Source organism: Methanothermobacter sp. K4, from assembly GCF_022014235.1.
In the GTDB taxonomy this organism is placed as follows: domain Archaea; phylum Methanobacteriota; class Methanobacteria; order Methanobacteriales; family Methanothermobacteraceae; genus Methanothermobacter.
Genome location: NZ_JAKLTD010000001.1, coordinates 142,783 through 158,977 on the forward strand (window position 1 = coordinate 142,783; position 16,195 = coordinate 158,977).

At 48.9% G+C, this 16,195-nt stretch carries 17 protein-coding genes; 13 read left to right on the plus strand and 4 right to left on the minus strand.

The genetic code is table 11. The features are described 5' to 3' along the window. Positions 1 to 15 precede the first annotated feature (15 nt). The 12 genes from mtnP (at position 16) to L5462_RS00860 (ending at position 10,695) form a co-directional block, all read left to right on the plus strand. A complete protein-coding gene (gene mtnP, locus L5462_RS00805) occupies positions 16 to 801 on the plus strand; it encodes an S-methyl-5'-thioadenosine phosphorylase (protein ID WP_237778945.1) in 786 nt (261 codons plus the stop codon). Between the two features lie 8 nt (positions 802 to 809). Next, a complete protein-coding gene (locus L5462_RS00810; RefSeq protein WP_370637004.1) occupies positions 810 to 1,370 on the plus strand; it encodes a flavodoxin family protein in 561 nt (186 codons plus the stop codon). A 1-nt stretch (position 1,371) separates the two neighbouring features. Next, positions 1,372 to 1,701 (plus strand): NifB/NifX family molybdenum-iron cluster-binding protein, encoded by a 330-nt coding sequence (locus L5462_RS00815; RefSeq protein WP_237778947.1) that lies wholly within the window; start codon positions 1,372 to 1,374, stop codon positions 1,699 to 1,701. A gap of 231 nt (positions 1,702 to 1,932) precedes the next feature. Further along, positions 1,933 to 2,520 (plus strand): 30S ribosomal protein S3ae, encoded by a 588-nt coding sequence (locus L5462_RS00820; protein WP_237778948.1) that lies wholly within the window; start codon positions 1,933 to 1,935, stop codon positions 2,518 to 2,520. 19 nt (positions 2,521 to 2,539) lie between these two features. Then, positions 2,540 to 3,223: a TIGR00297 family protein gene (locus L5462_RS00825; protein ID WP_237778949.1), complete on the plus strand. Its 684-nt coding sequence runs from the start codon at positions 2,540 to 2,542 to the stop codon at positions 3,221 to 3,223. A 31-nt stretch (positions 3,224 to 3,254) separates the two neighbouring features. Then, positions 3,255 to 4,484, plus strand: coding sequence for a 2,3-bisphosphoglycerate-independent phosphoglycerate mutase (locus tag L5462_RS00830; RefSeq protein WP_237778950.1), 1,230 nt, complete (start codon positions 3,255 to 3,257; stop codon positions 4,482 to 4,484). 1 nt (position 4,485) lies between these two features. Next, positions 4,486 to 5,829: a phosphoglucosamine mutase gene (gene glmM, locus L5462_RS00835; RefSeq protein ID WP_237778951.1), complete on the plus strand. Its 1,344-nt coding sequence runs from the start codon at positions 4,486 to 4,488 to the stop codon at positions 5,827 to 5,829. A 4-nt stretch (positions 5,830 to 5,833) separates the two neighbouring features. After that, positions 5,834 to 7,099 carry a bifunctional sugar-1-phosphate nucleotidylyltransferase/acetyltransferase gene (gene glmU / locus L5462_RS00840; RefSeq protein ID WP_237778952.1) on the plus strand — a complete coding sequence of 422 codons (1,266 nt, stop codon included), beginning with the start codon at positions 5,834 to 5,836 and terminating at the stop codon, positions 7,097 to 7,099. 131 nt (positions 7,100 to 7,230) lie between these two features. Beyond that, a complete protein-coding gene (locus L5462_RS00845) occupies positions 7,231 to 7,695 on the plus strand; it encodes a gamma carbonic anhydrase family protein (RefSeq protein ID WP_237778953.1) in 465 nt (154 codons plus the stop codon). Positions 7,696 to 7,742: 47 nt separating this feature from the next. Further along, positions 7,743 to 8,843 carry a histidinol-phosphate transaminase gene (hisC, locus tag L5462_RS00850; RefSeq protein WP_237778954.1) on the plus strand — a complete coding sequence of 367 codons (1,101 nt, stop codon included), beginning with the start codon at positions 7,743 to 7,745 and terminating at the stop codon, positions 8,841 to 8,843. A 5-nt stretch (positions 8,844 to 8,848) separates the two neighbouring features. Beyond that, positions 8,849 to 9,544, plus strand: coding sequence for an anaerobic ribonucleoside-triphosphate reductase activating protein (locus L5462_RS00855; protein ID WP_237778955.1), 696 nt, complete (start codon positions 8,849 to 8,851; stop codon positions 9,542 to 9,544). A 17-nt stretch (positions 9,545 to 9,561) separates the two neighbouring features. Continuing rightward, on the plus strand, positions 9,562 to 10,695 hold the full coding sequence (locus L5462_RS00860) for a tetratricopeptide repeat protein (protein WP_237778956.1): 1,134 nt from the start codon (positions 9,562 to 9,564) through the stop codon (positions 10,693 to 10,695). On the opposite strand, the gene glmM (L5462_RS00865) is transcribed toward L5462_RS00860, so the two are convergent. Both glmM (L5462_RS00865) and L5462_RS00870 read right to left on the minus strand, forming a co-directional pair. Further along, entirely contained in the window at positions 10,692 to 12,065 is a 1,374-nt protein-coding gene (gene glmM, locus L5462_RS00865) for a phosphoglucosamine mutase (protein WP_237778957.1), read from the minus strand. The two genes, L5462_RS00860 and glmM (L5462_RS00865), sit on opposite strands and share 4 nt — an antisense overlap. Positions 12,066 to 12,103: 38 nt before the next feature. Next, the gene (locus tag L5462_RS00870) at positions 12,104 to 13,510 is read right to left on the minus strand and encodes a hypothetical protein (RefSeq protein ID WP_237778958.1); all 1,407 of its coding nucleotides are present in this window, start codon (positions 13,508 to 13,510) and stop codon (positions 12,104 to 12,106) included. Between the two features lie 46 nt (positions 13,511 to 13,556). On the opposite strand from L5462_RS00870, the gene L5462_RS00875 reads away from it, so the two are divergent. Beyond that, the gene (locus L5462_RS00875; RefSeq protein ID WP_237778959.1) at positions 13,557 to 14,078 is read left to right on the plus strand and encodes a carbonic anhydrase; all 522 of its coding nucleotides are present in this window, start codon (positions 13,557 to 13,559) and stop codon (positions 14,076 to 14,078) included. A 1-nt stretch (position 14,079) separates the two neighbouring features. Here L5462_RS00875 and L5462_RS00880 read toward each other — a convergent pair whose 3' ends face one another. Both L5462_RS00880 and L5462_RS00885 read right to left on the minus strand, forming a co-directional pair. Then, a complete protein-coding gene (locus L5462_RS00880; protein WP_237778960.1) occupies positions 14,080 to 14,481 on the minus strand; it encodes an exodeoxyribonuclease VII large subunit in 402 nt (133 codons plus the stop codon). A 57-nt stretch (positions 14,482 to 14,538) separates the two neighbouring features. Continuing rightward, positions 14,539 to 16,194 carry an ATP-dependent DNA ligase gene (locus L5462_RS00885; RefSeq protein WP_237779484.1) on the minus strand — a complete coding sequence of 552 codons (1,656 nt, stop codon included), beginning with the start codon at positions 16,192 to 16,194 and terminating at the stop codon, positions 14,539 to 14,541. Position 16,195 lies beyond the last annotated feature (1 nt).

Consider the following 16,195-nt stretch of genomic DNA (forward strand, 5'->3'; position numbering starts at 1 on the left):
GCTGGCGGTGAATCAATGATAGGGCTCATCGGAGGTACAGGGGTATACGAGATAGTGGAACATGGCAGAATAATTGGAAGGGAATCTGTGGAGACACCATACGGCAGAACACCCGAAATATCAGTTTTCAGGCTTCATGGCAGGGATGTGGCATTCATGCCAAGGCACTCCAGGGGCCATGAGAGCCCACCCCACATGGTCAACTACAGGGCAAACATATGGGGCTTGAGGAAGCTGGGTGTCAGACAGATACTGGCAACAAACGCTGTGGGTTCCCTTGAAGAATCCATAGGACCGGGGGAATTTGTCGTCCCGGACGACTTCCTGGACTTCACAAAAAACAGGCCCTCAACATTCTATGATGAGAGGACCGTTCACGTGGACATGACAGAGCCCTACTGCAGGGACCTTCGCTCTGCACTGGTGGAGTCCTCTGGTGCAGTTGATGGTGGTGTATACGTCTGCACCGAGGGGCCGCGGTTTGAAACATCCGCCGAGATAAGGATGTTCAAGTCACTCGGAGGCACCGTTGTTGGAATGACCGGAATACCGGAAGCTGTACTTGCAAGGGAACTCGAGATGTGCTATGCAAGCATATGCCTGGTTTCAAACTACGCTGCATCCATATCCCCCTCAAAACTCACCATCACAGAGGTATTTGAGGTTATGGAGGAGAGGAGGGGGGATCTCATAGACACACTTGAGGGGGCAATTTCAGGGCTCCCCAGAAACCCTACCTGTAGCTGTCAGAGCGCCCTGAGCGGCGCTGAAGTTAATGAAAATATGGAGGAATGTCCTTGAAGGTTTTAATGATATCTGCAAGTCCCAGAAAAGAAAGTAACACCATGATGGTCCTTGAGCACTGCAGGGATGCTGTGGAGAGTAGTGGTGTTGAATGTGAGATAGTATCCCTCAGGGGGATGAATATAGAGTCCTGCCGGGCCTGCCTCAGCTATGCAAAGAAGCACCGCTGCAAGATCGATGACGGCCTCAATGAGATAATCGACAAGATAAGGGAGGCCGATGGGTTTATAGTTGCAACCCCGGTATACTTTGGCACAGCCAGAGGTGACCTCATGTCAGCCCTGCAGCGTATTGGGATGGTTTCAAGGGTCTCAGACGGATTCCTGAGCTGGAAGGTGGGGGGCCCCATCGCAGTTGCGAGGCGGGGAGGCCACACAGCAACGATACAGGAACTCCTCATGTTCTACTTCATAAATGACATGATAGTCCCCGGTTCAACCTACTGGAACATGGTATTTGGATGGGCTCCAGGCGAGGTTGAGGATGATGATGAAGGAATCGAAACCATAAGGCGCTTCGGGGAGAACGTGGCTGAGCTCATAAAGAGGATTCGCAGCGGGGAGTAGTATGAGGGTAGCAGTCGCCTCCTCCAACGGGGAGGAGGTGGACCTCCACTTTGGAAGGGCCTCAAAACTTTTAATATATGACTACATCGACGGAGAAATGGAATTCGTTGAGGAGAGAACTGTTGATATCGCTGAAGGTGATAAGCACCAGTGGAGAAAGGTTCTAGACTCTATAATGGACTGTGATGTTGTGATAGCCGTCCAGGTGGGTCTGAAAGGGAAGATGGGAATTGAGGATGCTGGTTTAAAATTTGTGGCCGACGAGGGGCTGGTGGATGAGGTCCTGGAAAGGTGGGTGAGGCACTTTGAATTCATGAACTCCACCATCTGAAAATCCAGCGCGAAAGCCCCGAGGTGAACCCACATATTTCAGGGGGACCGCAGCTTAAGGTGAACCATATACCCCCAGGATGTCAAGGTTTAAATACTGCCTCATCATAATTATAGACTATTCATAACTGGCGGTGTAGAAACTTCCTATCATGGTTTAACCAGTTAAGATGAATTTTTTGAACTAATATTAAACCAGCTGTTTTTACGGTGTTAAATTTAAGGTGATATAATGGCAAAGGCTCGAAGAAGGAGAGTACGTGATACATGGAAAGAGAAGAAATGGTATGTGATAAAGAGTCCTAAAATGTTTGGAGAAAACGACATAGGAACAACACCATCAAGGGACCCTGATTTCCTCCTCAAGAGGAGGGTTGAGGCGACAATGAGGGAACTGACAGGCGACTTTTCAAAGCAGTACGTCAAGCTGAAGTTCCAGATAAACAATGTTGCCGGAAGTGAGGCGACCACCAAATTCATAGGCCACCAGGTCACAACAGACTACGTCAGAAGTATGATAAGGAGGGGTACAAGCAGGGTCGATGCCCCGGTCATAGTTGAAACAAAGGATGGATACAAGCTTAAGGTCCATCCACTGGCCATAACAATCAGGAGGGCCAAGTCCTCACAGCAGAAATACATGAGGCAGAGCATAGAGGAACACGTGAAGGAGATAGCCTCTGAAAAGACCTTTGAGGAATTCGTTGAGGGCGTTGTAACAGGAAAGATCGCCTCAGAGATATACCACCAGGCAAAGAAGATATACCCCCTCAAGAGGGTTGAGATAATAAAAACAAGGGTTCTAGAGGAACCAGCCTGAAACATGGACCGGGACCCCCATGACAGACCTTAACATTGGATACGTGCTTCTGTGCGTATTCATTGGATTTTTAACATATCAGAGAGGTGCGCTTGATGTATGGGGATCCCTTTTCATGGTCCTTATGGGCTTGCTCATAATATTATCTGCCGGTTTTAACTGGTTGATTCTCATTTTTATTTTTCTGATTCTTGGCCTTCTCTCAACAAAGTACAGGCATGACTACAAGAAATCCATTGGAGTTTTTGAGGGAACAAGAAGTGCCAAGAATGTTATATCCAACGGAATAGTGCCCTTTGTAATGGCTGCCTTTGGATACTATGATGGATTCTTCGGAGGGTTCATAGGATCCGTTGCAACAGCGACCGCTGATACCATGGCAAGTGAAATCGGTGTTCTGCAGACACCACGCCTCATAACAACACTCCAGAGGGTGGAACCGGGCACAGATGGTGGCATATCCATTGTTGGAACCGCCGCTGGGATAGCAGGGGCTGGTATAATTGGTTTATCAGCGTTTATGCTTGGTGTATGTCCCGATCCATTTAAATCAATGAAAATAGCTGTGATTGCAGGTACTGTGGGCTGCTTCATGGACAGCCTCCTGGGGGCAGTCCTGGAGAGAAGGAAGTACCTCAACAATGAGCATGTTAACCTCCTTGCAACGGTAACAGGGGCAGTTATAGGAATTTTATTAGCATAGATATCCATAAATCTAGGAAGGTGGGTGAATCATGAAAGGGGTAATAATGATAATAGATGGAATGGCCGACCGCCCCATTGAAAGCCTCGGAGATAAAACACCTCTTGAGGCCGCAGAAACCCCTAATATGGACAGGCTGGCCAGTTCAGGTATCAATGGTATAATGGATCCCATAAAACCAGGGATCCGTGCAGGAAGCGACACATCACACCTCTCCATACTTGGATATGACCCCTACAGTGTATACACTGGAAGGGGTCCATTCGAGGCCGCAGGTGTGGGGCTGGATGTGAAACCAGGGGATATTGCATTCAGATGCAACTTTGCAACCGCAGACGAAGACCTTGTGATAACCGACAGAAGGGCCGGCCGCATAAGGTCAGGGACATCCCAGATAGCAGAGGCCATCAATTCAATGACCCTCGATGGATTTGAGGATGTTGAAATAATCTTCAGGGAATCAACAGGCCACAGAGCCGTTCTGGTCCTCAGAGGCCCCGGGCTGGGTGATAATGTATCAGATGCAGACCCCAAGACTGAAGGGAAACCCCCAAAGAAGGTGAAGGCCCTTGATGGATCCCCTGAATCACAGAAAACCGCCGCTATACTTAACAGACTTGTGAGGGAATCCAACGAAATCCTCAGGGACCATCCCGTGAACATGGAAAGAATCAAAAACGGGGAGGCACCTGCAAATATAATACTGCCACGGGGTGCTGGTGCTGTTCCTGATGTTGAAAAATTTGAGGACCGTTACGGTCTGAGGGCTGCCTGTATCGCTGAGACTGGCCTCATAAGGGGTATAGGTTACATCACAGGAATGGACGTGATCGATGTTGAAGGGGCCACCGGGGGTACAGACACCGACCTGGAGAGTATAAAGAATGCTATAAGGGATGCCCTTGATGATGAATATGAATTTCTACTAATAAACATAGATGGTGCAGACGAGGCTGGGCATGATGGGGACCTTGAGGGTAAGGTTGAGTTCATAGAGAGGGTTGACTCAATCCTGGGTGACATTATAAGCGATGACATCTACTTCATACTCACTGCGGATCATTCAACGCCTGTATCCGTAATGGACCACACAGGGGACCCTGTCCCCATCACAATAAATGGGCCAGAGGTCCGGGTTGATGATGTGAGTGTATTCAGTGAGAGAGCCGCGGCTGCTGGTGGCCTCTGCAGGATAAGGGGATCTGATGTTATGGACATACTCCTTGACCTCATGAACAGAAAGGAAAAATTCGGGGCTTAAAATGAAAGAGAAAAGGCGATTATTCGGGACATCTGGTATAAGGGGCCGCTTCGGGGAGAAGGTAACGCTTGAACTTGCAGTGGATGTTGGAAGGGCCCTTGCAACCCACCTGGGAGGGGGTAAGGTTGTTGTTGGCTACGACACGAGAACATCCAGCCAGCTCCTTGAAAGTGCCCTGATTGCAGGGATAATCGAGTGTGGCTGTGACGTCATCAGACTCGGAATGGTGCCAACGCCCCTTGTTGGTTATGCGGCTTCAAGGCTGGGTGCTGACGCCGGTGTGATGATAACCGCTTCCCACAACCCCGCACCCTACAATGGCATAAAGCTCTGGAACCCTGATGGAATGGCCTACAGCCCATCACAGGAGCGCACAATAGAATCAATAATCTATTCTAGAGAATTCAAGAGGATGGGATGGGATGGTCTCGGCTCAGTGAAGGAAGCTGACCTCAGGGATGACTATGCTGATGCCGTCGCTGGAATGGTCAGCATTGAAAGACCCCTCAAGGTTGTAATTGACTGTGGCTGCGGTGCAGCCTCCCACCTATCACCACTCATATTCAGGATGGCAGGATGCAGTGTTGTGACCCTAAATTCCCAGCCTGATGGGTTTTTCCCGGGCCGTGACCCTGAACCTGTCCCTGAGAACCTCTCTGAGCTCATGGAGACTGTTAGATCAACCGGGGCTGATCTGGGGATAGCCCATGATGGCGATGCTGACAGGATGGTTGCGGTGGATGACAGGGGAAGGTTCGCAAGTTTCGATAAACTTCTGGCCCTCATGGCAAGGGAGATAGGGGGCAAGATCATCACGACCGTGGATGCATCCCTCTGTGTGGATGAATGCCTTGGAGACTGCGGCGAGGTCATAAGGACGCGGGTGGGTGATGTCCATGTGGCAAACTCCATCGCAGAGGAGGGCGCTGATTTCGGAGGAGAGCCATCAGGAACCTGGCTGCACCCTGACTTCTGCATGTGCCCCGATGGAATACTCTCAGCCCTCAGGGTGGCAGAGCTCATCTCAAGAAAGGGCCCCCTTTCTGTGCTCCTGGATGAGGTGCCATCCTACCCCAATATAAGGGATAAGGTTCCATGCCCGGATGATAAAAAGGGACCTGTGATGAAGAAAGTGGCCTCTGAACTCAGCCGTGAGTTCACCGACGCCAAAGAGATCAACACGATAGATGGTGTCCGTATATCAATGAAAGATGGAAGCTGGGTTCTTGTGAGGCCCTCGGGAACAGAACCCTATATAAGGATAACCCTTGAGGGTAAAACCGACGAGGAGGCCCGTCAGATCCATGAGAAGACCCGTGCTTACCTTGAAAATATGATAGGGTGATGATATGGAGGCTGTTGTCCTGACTGCTGGTGAGGGTACAAGAATGAGGCCGCTCACACTCACAAGGCCCAAGACAATGCTGCCGGTTGCAGGCAAACCCATGGTGGAGTACAGTGTTGATGCCCTCAGAGATAACGGTGTCAGTGAGATAATCATGATAACCGGTTACCGTGAGGAGGTGGTGAGGTCCCACTTCGGCGACGGATCCGAATTTGGGGTTAATATAACCTACGTGAAACAGGATGAACGCCTTGGAACAGCCCATGCAATAGGTCAGGCCGCAGGTATGGTGAGTGATGAGTTCATAGTCCTGAACGGTGACATAATAACCGACCCCCAGCTTGTTGGTGATCTGATATCCGCCTACAGTGATATGAAACCCGAAACCCTGATGGTTCTCCGTGAGGTTCTCGACCCGAGTTCTTTTGGGGCTGTCAGGCTTGAGGGTGACCGTGTGCGGGAGATAATCGAAAAACCATCCCCTGATGTTGATGCGGGGAACCTCATAAATACTGGTATATATGTGTTCAGTCCAGCTGTCTTTGATTACATAGAACAGACACCCCTATCCCGCCGGGGGGAGTACGAGATAACAGATACCATAATGATGCAGGTGAGGGACGACCTCCCTGTAAGGGCCATAGTATCAGAGAGGGAGTGGATAGATGTTGGAAGGCCATGGGAGCTTCTGGATGCCAGTGAAAAACTTATGAAGGGCCTTGAAGGAGCCATCCTCGGAGATGTGGAGGATGGTGTGACCATCCATGGCCCAGTTGTGGTGGGCGATGGTAGCATTATAAGGTCAGGTACGTACATCCAGGGCCCTGTTTACATCGGGAAAGACTGTGATATAGGGCCCAACTGTTACCTGCGTGCCCATACATGTATAGGGAATAATGTGAGCATTGGTAACGCAGTTGAGATTAAGAATTCCATCATAATGGATGGTACCAACGTCAACCACCTCAGCTATGTGGGTGACTCTGTAATAGGTGCAGACTGCAACATAGCCGCCGGTACCAATATAGCCAATCTGCGTTTTGATGATGGACCGGTACGTATGATGGTTAAGGAGGAGTCTGTGGACACAGGCCGCAGGAAGCTTGGAGCAGTTTTTGGTGATGGTGTGAAGACCGGTATAAACTCAAGCTTCAATCCAGGTGTCAAGGTTGGGAAGGGTTCCCGTATCGGTGCCGGCTGCGTCATATATGAGGATGTGCCATCTGATAAACTTGTGATACTCAAACAGGAGTACACTGTAAGGGACTGATGGGAGTGTTGATGTGCCTTACCGTGTATTTGAGGCTTAAAATCATTGGCACTGATAGGGGTGGTAACGCGGGCTTAGAAATTAAAGAATACTTAATATATCATTGACACTGATATTGAAGGGGTGTTAATGTGTCTTACCGTGTATTTGAAGGCGCCAGGATAATAGGGGACGTTGAGATAGGTGATGGCTCATCTGTATGGTATAACGCTGTTTTGAGGGGTGACATAGAACCAATAAGGGTCGGATACCGTTCCAATATTCAGGATAACTGTGTTGTCCATGCAAGCAGCGGCTACCCTGTGAAGGTGGGGGATTACGTCTCTGTTGGTCACGCCGCGGTTCTCCATGGCTGCACCATACAGGATAACGTGCTGGTGGGCATGAATTCAACCATCCTCAACGGGGCCCTTGTGGCTGAAAATTCAATTGTCGGTGCAGGTGCAGTTGTTACCTCAGGTAAAAGTTTCCCGCCTGGAAGTCTCATCATGGGTGTTCCTGCAAGGGCTGTCAGGGAACTTAATGATGAGGAGATAGAATCCATAAGGGAGAATGCAGAGAGGTACTTCCACCTGGCGCAGGAATATGAAGACTGAAAACTGAAAGGGTCTGTAACTGTAAATATGAGTTGAAGAGTGATTCTATGGTCAGAGTTCGTCCGTTAATTCATAAAATGGAGCCATATGTACCTGGAAGATCCATAAAGGAGATAGCAGAGAACTACGGTCTCAAAGAGAGTGATATAATCAAGCTGGGATCCAATGAGAACCCCATGGGTCCATCGCCAGCCGCGGTTAAGGCGATGTCAGAGGAACTCGAATCCGCTCACAGGTACCCTGAATCAAACCTTGAAGACCTCCATGAGGCCATAGCAGATTATGCAGGAGTGGATGGAAACCAGGTCATAGTGGGTGGTGACGGTGCAGATGAGATCATCGACGTCCTGGGTAGAACATTCATTGAGCCGGGCGATGCCTTCGTTGTCCCGATGCCATCATACATGTACTACGAATACACCCTCCAGGCACATGATGCAAGGCCAGTCCATGCACGGTGGGATGTTGAGGAGAACCGCCTTGACCTTGAATCTGTCCTTGATGCGATTGATGACTCAACCCGCCTGGTATTTTTATGCACACCCAACAACCCCACAGGCGGTCTTATAGATAAGAAGGATATAAAGGCTGTTGCAGAGTCCACAGACGCCCTTGTGGTTGTTGACGAAGCCTATTTTGAATTTGCAGGTGTCAACAATGTTGATCTCCTATCTGACCATGAGAACATCTTTATAATGAGGACCTTCTCGAAGGTAATGGGTCTTGCAGGGATGAGGATAGGTTACGGCCTTGGAAGCCCCGCGGTTATAGAGTACATGCACCGGGTTAAACCTGTATTCAGCCTCACAAGGCTATCCCATGCAGCGGCCCTTGCAACCCTCCGGGACAGGGATTACATAGAAAAATCTGCGGAGTACTCCATAAAGAGCAGGGAATACCTGTATGGGGAACTTAAGAATTTTGAAAGCCTCCGGGTCTTTGAATCATATGCAAACTACATCCTCCTTGATGTGAGGGGTACGGGTAAAACCGCTGCTGAACTTGCAGAGGAGCTCCTCAGGAAGGGGATCATCGTGAGGGACTGCACCTCATTTGCAGGTCTCGATGAGTACTGGATAAGGGTGAGTGTTGGAACCCTTGAGGAGGATAAACGGTTCCTTGAGGTTCTCGCTGAGATCATATCGTGATTTCAATGAAAATAGGTTCAATGGCAGTTTCAACCCTTGAATATCCAGGTAAGCTTTCCCTTGTGATATTCACAGCAGGGTGTAACTTCAGGTGCCCCTACTGCCATAACCCCGAACTCATAGATGGGGGGGTGGAAGTTGATCTCTCAGATATCCTGGAGGACATGGAGAAATACTCCGAGTTTGTTGATGCCGTCGTGGTGAGTGGTGGTGAGCCCCTCCTCCAGGTGGACGATGTTGAGGTAGTACTACGGCACGCGCGTTCCCTCGGGCTCCATACAAAGCTTGACACCAATGGTTACTCCCCTGGGGCCCTCAGGAGGTTGCTACCCTTACTTGATTATGTTGCAGTGGATGTGAAGGCCCCCTTCCACCGTTACGGGGTGCTTGCCGGTGCGAGATGTGATGGTGTGAGGGAGAGCCTCCGTCTTCTTGCCGACTCAGATGTCACGGTTGAATGCCGGACAACCTTTGTACCCGGCCTCATGGACGAGGAGGACCTCAGGATTATCGCAGAGTCCATAGACTGTGACCTCTATGTTATCCAGCAGTTCAGGAACAGGGTGGTCCTGGATGAAAAATTGAGGTCTCTGGAGCCTCCATCACCACGCCTGCTCAGGGAACTTGCCCTGAAGATTAAAAAATATTTCCAGAAGGTTAAAATACGTACCGAGGAATTCGGAGAGGAAGAAATTCAATAATCGGGGGAGATAACAAATTGCCCATACTATCATTCAGCAGCAGGGAGATTGACCTTGTAACAGGAAAAAGGACCATGACCATACGCAGGAAATGGAAGAGACCACTCAGGGTGGGTGATCGTCTTCACTGTTACTGGAACCTTGTCTCCAAGGACCGTGAGAAGGTATTCGAGGCAGTGGTCACAGACGTTGAAACCGTCAGGTTCGGTGAGCTCAGGAAGAACGATGAACTGGCAAGGGAGGATGGATTCAGGGATGCCATGGAACTGGAGGAAGAATTCAAAAGGATGTATCAGGGTGATGTGGATGATGAAACCGAATTCCAGGTTATAAGGTTCAGAAAGCTTCCGGTGGAGGAATGGGAGGGTAAAAAGATCGATGAAAAAGCCATGATAACCAGAAGGGCCGACATACTCTTTGATTCAGGAAAATTCAATAAATCCCGCCTATGTTACACTGCGGCCCTCCGAATTGATCCTGACGATGTTTACGTGCTTAACAGGCTGGCAGACAATCTCACAAGGCTTGGGAGGTTCGATGAAGCCCTTGAAAACTACAGGAGAGCCATAAGAATAGAACCTGAAAATCCGTATATATGGAACAACATGGCCATAGCCCTCCTGAATGCTGGTGACGTGGATGAGGCCCTTGAGGCCAGTTCAAGGGCCCTGAAGATAAGGTCCCATGATCCTGCCCTGCTTTACTGGAGAGGTGTTATGCTTGAGGTGGCTGAAAAGCCGGTTGAAGCCCTTGAATTCTATGAGAAGGCAATTGAAAGGGACCCCCGGAATGCTGAGTTATGGACCGCGAGGGGAAACCTGCTCTCAGAGCTTGGAAGGATGGAGGATGCCCTTGAATCCTACAACAATGCACTTGAACTGGCCCTTGAAGATGAACAGGACCCCAATCTCTGGAACCGTAAGGGTAACGCCCTTCTTGAGCTTGAAAGATTTGAAGAGGCCGTTGAATGCTACAGAAGGGCCATTGAAATGGATCCAGAGAATGATGTCTACTGGACCAACCTTGGGGTTGCGCTCCTGGAACTTGAAAGATTTGAGGAGGCCCTGGATTCATTCAGCAGGGCCCTCCAGTTAAACCCTGAAAATGAGGATGCAGAGATACTGCTGGAGGAGTGCCTTGAAAACCTTTAGACCTTCCCAAGTTTCTCAATGGCCTCTTCCACCAGGGATATTCCCCATTCAGCCATTTTAGTGGCGTTATCCTGGGTTTCTGACTCTGCAAAGCATCTGAATATTGGTTCTGTGCCTGATGGCCGTATTATAACCCAACCATCATCCCTGAAGATTTTAACACCATCTGTTGTATCTATATCTCTCACCCCTGGTTCACTGGCCACCATTTCAGCCACCAGTTCCATGACATCACCCTTGATTTCATCGGGACATTTTACCTTCTTTTTCTCGGAGTAATATGATGGCAGCTCTGATACAAGTTCCGAGAGGGGCCTTCCTTCATGTGCCATTATCTCAAGGATCTTTGCGGCTGTAAGGGCAGCGTCCCTTCCATATACAAAATCAGGAAATATCAGGCCGCCGTTCTCCTCACCGCCAAAGAGACCGCCTGTTTCTTTAAGTTTTCTGGCTACAAGTAGGTCCCCCACAGCGGTTGCGATCACCTCACCGTTGTTCTCATCTGCCACGTCGTATATTGCTGAGGATGTCGCAACTGTTGTAACTATTATTCCGCCACCGTTTTCCTGGAGCATCCTCTTCTCCACAAGGGCGAAGGTCCTATCACCGAGGACGAATTCACCCTTCTCATCTATACATATTGTTCTATCGGCGTCACCATCATGGGCTATCCCCAGATCAGCCCCTGTTGATCTGACGGTCTCCATGAGCTCAGATAGGTTCTCAGGGACAGGTTCAGGGTCACGGCCGGGGAAAAACCCATCAGGCTGGGAATTTAGGGTCACAACACTGCATCCCAGTTTCCTGAGGATGTATGGCATTGTGTAGGATCCAGCACCACAGCCACAGTCCACAACCACCCTGAAGTTTCTCTTTCTGATGGCCTCCGCGTCGACCCTCCCTATAACCTCCTCCTGGTACTCATCTATTATGCCCTGATTGACTGTTAGATGGCCTATCTCATTCCATGGAGCCCTCTTAAATTTTTCCTGGAAGAAGATATCCTCTATTTCCTCCTCCATCCCATCAGGGATTCCTATACCGTCACCGTCAACGAATTTTATGCCATTGTACTCTGGAGGGTTGTGGGAAGCGGTCACGATAACGCCCCCATCATAGTAGTTCCTCACCGCATACTGGACCGCAGGTGTTGGCAGTATCCCCAGGTCAACAACATCGCATCCGCTTGATAGAAGGCCTGATATAACTGCATTTTTTATCATGATCGTAGATGTTCGTGTATCCCCCCCAACAGCGATTTTTCCATCTACAATGGAACCATATGCCGCTGCAAGTTTAGATGCGAATTCCGGAGTTAAAACCTCATTTGCAAGTCTCCTAACACCGAATGTACCGAAGAGTCTCTTCATTTTTATACCTCATCTATGATTATTGATCGTAAGGGATCTTAATAAACTCCCACCCTATAAACCACAAAATCCATGTTTCTGTAGACCTCTCGTGAATAGGGGGGTGTTTTCCTGTTTTCAGTGTCAAGGATTATATAACCTACCCCGTCTATTTTGATATCATCCTCTGTATAATCAAGGGTGATGGTGTATTTCCGGGCATCAATCGTCTCTTTAGAGCCAGGGGCATAGCCGCCTGCAGATACCGGTTGCCCTGCAATAGAAACGATTAACGGCTGAATATGGTAATCAGACACAACAACGGTTTTATGGTCCCCATTATACTCAAACCACTGGGCGACTTCCAGTTCAGATTCAGAAACCTCCGGCTTCACGGTGCTTGCAATTCCATAGCCGCTGCACAGGGAGTAAACTGAGATGAACAGGACCATAACATAAACAGGCCATCTCCTATCAGCCATCCTCATTGAATTAAAGATGCTGGCCCCCATTGCTGCTGCAGGAAAGAGGGCGAAGTACAGTATCCTATCAGATAGGACCTTCAATCCCACAGTGTAACCGGCACTCAGAGCCAGAACAAATATGAACCAGGTGGTCATCAGGATGTCTCTCCTCTCCCTTCTTTTAAGTGCGCAGATTAAGCCTGTCAGCGCAAGCACTATGAGCAATGCCCCGAAATGGTGCATGTAAGCTGCAATGGAAAGTGGGTCTGCTGGTGGTGGCCTGAAGAAAAACCCATATCTAATTAGAAGAGGCGCGTACCAGATCATCGCCAGCATAGCACCTGTTAAGATAATCACCAGGAGATTTCCAGGTTTTATACTGTAACCGCAGATTCGGGAAGCCAGTGCCGATATTAACACCACTGAAAGGACCAGGGCTGCAGACAGGAGGTGTGTCAGCAGCAGCACTCCAAGGATAAGGCCCGTGAGGAGTGGATAAAGTTTAGAGTCATTTTCCATGGAAAGGTGATAACCATAAACAAAAAAAGGCACGAATATCATGGCCATGGCCTCTGGAATGGGCATGATTATCCTTAAGAAGAATAGACTTGAAATTGAAAGCATTCCAGTCAGAAATCCTGTCAAAAATCCATAGAATCTTCCTGCAACATAAGAAAAGGACAGGATAATCAGAAATGCTATCACTGGCTGTATGAACCTTGACACAGTTAAAAAGTCAAGACCTGTGATTTTAACAAGGAGGATCAACATTATATGAAAAAGGGGTGGATAACATATGGGTCTCCCGTAAGGGGCACATGTAAGTGGATCCCAGAACACGATGCCCCTCTCCATGTAAAGCATAGCATTATGTATGTGGTAGTAGATATCCCATGTAAGTGGGGTGCTGTACTTCAGGGACGGTACGAGTGCTAGGAGGAATGCGAAGACCGGAGGTAGGAGGATCAATATCTCACTGGCGTTCCTCTTGACAATCTCCATATGTATCCCCCGTATGTTTTTCATGGGTAGAATGAGGTTGGTTATCATGGTTATTAAGGATATCCTCTCTGAAAACAGAAAATTTGTCAATGAGAACGGACCCCTTCTGAGTGCAAAACCAGCTAGGGGTCTCTGCATCATAACCTGCATGGACTCAAGGCTCACAGGATTTCTTGAAGAGGCCCTGGGGATAGGTAGGGGTGATGCAAAGATAATAAGGAATGCTGGCAATATTGTGGATGATGGTGCTGTGAGGTCAGCTGCAGTGGCCATATATGCCCTTGGTGTGCGGGAGATACTGATAGTGGGGCACACGGACTGCGGAATGGCACGCCTTGATAGGGACCGCATAGTATCAGAGATGAGGAAACTTGGCGTTGATGAGGGTGTCATTGAAAATTTCAGCCTCAGCACACTGAACCCCATAGCCGATGAGGAGGAAAACGTGATTGAGGGTATCAGAAAGCTGCGGTCATCACCACTTATACCTGAATCAGTAAAGGTCCATGGCCTTATAATTGACATAGCCACAGGTGAACTTAGACCATTACACATCGATGAGGAGTGAACTAACTCCCAAATGATTTTGGCCTGATGGCAGATGGTTTCTCAACAACCATCTCCAGTGATCCACGGTACTCCTTAACCCTTCCTGTTACCTGGATCCTCATTCCCCTTAAGATTCCAGGGCTGATTTCCATACCCTCCGAGACTGATTTAAATGCAACAGCCGTTACTGTCCCTGTCCCATCATTTATTTTTAAAAGCAAAGTCCCAGATTTGAGTTCATGAACCGACTCCACTGTACCCTCAACTGTAATCTCCCTGTCCATCATGGACCTGTCCATGTCTGACACTCTAACTATGGGGGGTGTGAGTGATGCTGAGGAGATTATCATTCCAATAAACCCAGAAATTCCAAGAAAAACCGAGATTATGAGTAGTGCCCTGTCATCAAGTATGAAACCCATGAAATAATGTAATACATATGAATATTTAAATATTACTGAAGGTCTGGTATTCCCAAATCAGGCCCTGAACATCGACTCTATACGGGAGACTGTATCAATGTCCTCAGGGCTCAGATCATCCCTTATGCGTTTTACAACAGGGAAGCGAAGAGAGTAACCGCTCTCATACTCAGGGCTGCGTACTATTTCACTGTAGGCCACCTCAAGTATTATCTCCGGTCTGACCCTCAGTTTCCTCCCCTTCCTCTCAATGGCAAGATTCTCCATCCTCTCTGAGAGTTCCTGAAGGGTTTCATCATCCAGGCCCGTTGCAACATGAGCCACCGTCAAAAGCTCCCCTGTATCATCATCCCTTGCAGCCAGAAGGTATGAACCAATGAGGTGGGCCCTTTTCCCACGACCATAGGTACCTCCAACAACGATGAGGTCCAGTGTTTCTGGTTCTGCCTTGAATTTAAGCATCTTTTTGCCCCTTATACCTGGTATATATGGTGACTCTGTGTCCTTTATCATTATACCCTCATGACCCTCCTTTATCGATTCCCTGAAGAGCCACAGGGCTTCATCAACGTTATCTGGGCATACATCAACCATCCGGCTCGCCTCAATCTCCCCTGGAACCTCAGAGATTATTGATTCAAGAACCCTTCTCCTCTCCCTAAGTGGTTCGTCAATAAGGGGTCTTTCATAATATAGGACGTCGAAGAGGAAGAGGGAGAGGGGAACCTTCCTCATCAATCGTTCTATATCATACTTTCTCCTGACCCTCTGGAGTATGTACTGGAAGGAAGCGGGTTTGCCCTCAATTGTGACGATGATCTCGCCCTCAACTATGTAGTCCCCATCCGGGAGTGCCCTTTCAACGCCCTCAAGGATGTCAGGGACCGCCGCGGTTATGTTTTCAAGTCTGCGCGTGAAAATGGATATCCCGCCCTCCCTTCTGTGTATCTGGACCCTTATCCCATCATACTTTGTCTCACAGAACGCCCTTCCAAGCTCCTCTATCGCAGATTCTATGCTTTCAGCAAGCTGTGCGAGCATGGGCTTTACTGGCCTTCCAGGTTCAAGGTTCAGCTTCTCAAGGCCCGGATTACCTTCCTCCATTGCAACGGCAGCCACCATGCCCAGGTCATTGGTGAGCATGTGTGCCCTCTCAACAAGCGCAGGGTCGGCTCCAGAGGCCCTGGAGATGGCATCCCGTATAATTCCCTCTGCAACCCCCACCCTGAGTTCTTCAAGAACCGTCCTGGTGATGTAACGTGCCTCAAGTGGCTTTGCCTGGGATAGGACCTCAACAAGTATTCCTATCTTCCTTGCCTGGGCCCTTTCACCTGTTACAGATGTCAGTGAGCGTAGTTTATCATAAACAAATTCAACCGTGAGTGGTTGCGAAAAGAAGGTTGTCTGGGTTTTCTTCGAGAAGAGTTTCTCGCTGGCAAGCCCTATGTCTCCCTCCTCCCTCATTGCATCCTCTATTTCATCAACCGAAACCCCCACGACGGTTGATATCGCCCTCATGAGAAGTTTTATGCCAACCCCGAGTTCCTCCTCACTCCAGACCGGAAAAACCCTCCCAAGCATGAGGAGGGTCACCACCGGTAAAAGGTCCCTTTCAACGCTGCTGAAGAGCCCTGCGAGGATATCTGTCTTTTCGAGGCGCTTTGTTGTTGATTCCAGTTTCCTGTAGACCTCTGCAAGTTCAATATAGAGCAAT

Coding starts and splice junctions, on each gene's coding strand:
- glmM (WP_237778957.1), bottom strand. CDS start 12,065: ATGAAGAGACTCTTCGGTACATTCGGTGTTAGGAGACTTGCAAATGAG.
- L5462_RS00825 (WP_237778949.1), top strand. CDS start 2,540: ATGACAGACCTTAACATTGGATACGTGCTTCTGTGCGTATTCATTGGA.
- L5462_RS00880 (WP_237778960.1), bottom strand. CDS start 14,481: ATGGGTTTCATACTTGATGACAGGGCACTACTCATAATCTCGGTTTTT.
- L5462_RS00810 (WP_370637004.1), top strand. CDS start 810: ATGATATCTGCAAGTCCCAGAAAAGAAAGTAACACCATGATGGTCCTT.
- L5462_RS00815 (WP_237778947.1), top strand. CDS start 1,372: ATGAGGGTAGCAGTCGCCTCCTCCAACGGGGAGGAGGTGGACCTCCAC.
- L5462_RS00855 (WP_237778955.1), top strand. CDS start 8,849: ATGAAAATAGGTTCAATGGCAGTTTCAACCCTTGAATATCCAGGTAAG.
- L5462_RS00870 (WP_237778958.1), bottom strand. CDS start 13,510: ATGGAGATTGTCAAGAGGAACGCCAGTGAGATATTGATCCTCCTACCT.
- L5462_RS00875 (WP_237778959.1), top strand. CDS start 13,557: ATGGTTATTAAGGATATCCTCTCTGAAAACAGAAAATTTGTCAATGAG.
- hisC (WP_237778954.1), top strand. CDS start 7,743: ATGGTCAGAGTTCGTCCGTTAATTCATAAAATGGAGCCATATGTACCT.
- L5462_RS00820 (WP_237778948.1), top strand. CDS start 1,933: ATGGCAAAGGCTCGAAGAAGGAGAGTACGTGATACATGGAAAGAGAAG.
- L5462_RS00830 (WP_237778950.1), top strand. CDS start 3,255: ATGAAAGGGGTAATAATGATAATAGATGGAATGGCCGACCGCCCCATT.
- glmU (WP_237778952.1), top strand. CDS start 5,834: ATGGAGGCTGTTGTCCTGACTGCTGGTGAGGGTACAAGAATGAGGCCG.
- mtnP (WP_237778945.1), top strand. CDS start 16: ATGATAGGGCTCATCGGAGGTACAGGGGTATACGAGATAGTGGAACAT.
- glmM (WP_237778951.1), top strand. CDS start 4,486: ATGAAAGAGAAAAGGCGATTATTCGGGACATCTGGTATAAGGGGCCGC.